We start from the raw sequence: 895 nt of genomic DNA, 5'->3' as shown, positions 1-895 counted from the left end.
ACACTGCGTGAATGCTATCCAGATATCATTCTCCAGGACTTCATAAGGCAGCGTCAGAAAATCCTTTCCGCCATCACTGTCGTTCCCTGCCGACAGTCTGGCTCTGATTTCTCCAGAACATTTTTCGCCGACAGCTGTTTCCACAAACTGCCGTCATCGCACACCGACCACGCTTCCCAGTCCGTCAGGTACGGATAATAGATATATCCCCTGCGCATCGCGCGTAGCGCATAGTGGTAGTTTTCGTTTTCCGCCGGGTAAGCTGATATTCCAGGTTTTGCCCACGCCGGCAATGGTTCTTTAATATATTCAGGAACCACCGCATAGCGTACAGGTAGTAATGCCGGTCCCTGTGACATACAGTCACATTTATGATTTGCCATAATTTATCCATGCCGTTAAGAACCATTCAACATCCGTATTAATAATAAAAAATGCCTGCTCTTATTCCTGAATGATCAAAGGGGGTTCCTTTGCGCAGAGGATTTGGCGGGATCCCCGTTCGCTGCCACTCTTTTTTTCGCCGTTTATGGAGCGTATCCAGGTTAATATCCGCCACGTTTTCCCAGCCCAGCAGGGTGAATATCTCCTCTGACAGCGTTTCTTCCGGTAACGGTTTATGTTTATAAATTGACCAGGCCGCGGGAAGCAGACACATCACCAGCAGAAAAACTATGGTGCCTGCTATAAATATATAGAATATAGGATCGTAAAATGATGCCATGCCATCGCAACACAGCAATGTTATAAGGACAACTGCCAGGCACAGATAGCAAACCCGTAGCGGGATACGCACTGCCGCGCGGCGCGCCTGGTTCTTTCCCCGGTAGCACCCCGGCGTCATGCACAGGGACTGCTCCTCCGGCTTGTGGATGGCATACACCAGATACTCCTC

At 49.6% G+C, this 895-nt stretch carries 1 protein-coding gene and 1 pseudogene; both read right to left on the bottom strand.

Features of this window, described 5'->3' with window-relative positions; genetic code table 11:
• Positions 1-53: 53 nt before the first annotated feature.
• Entirely contained in the window at positions 54-383 is a 330-nt protein-coding gene (locus OGY19_RS01780; RefSeq protein ID WP_286596194.1) for a toxin VasX, read from the bottom strand.
• Positions 384-421: 38 nt separating this feature from the next.
• Positions 422-895, bottom strand: a pseudogene (locus OGY19_RS01775) (hypothetical protein); the annotation flags it as partial.

The organism is Citrobacter sp. Cy070, from assembly GCF_030332245.1.
Classification (GTDB): domain Bacteria; phylum Pseudomonadota; class Gammaproteobacteria; order Enterobacterales; family Enterobacteriaceae; genus Citrobacter; species Citrobacter youngae.
Note: the sequence above shows the minus strand (reverse complement) of the source record. Positions and strands in the feature narration are given on the sequence as shown.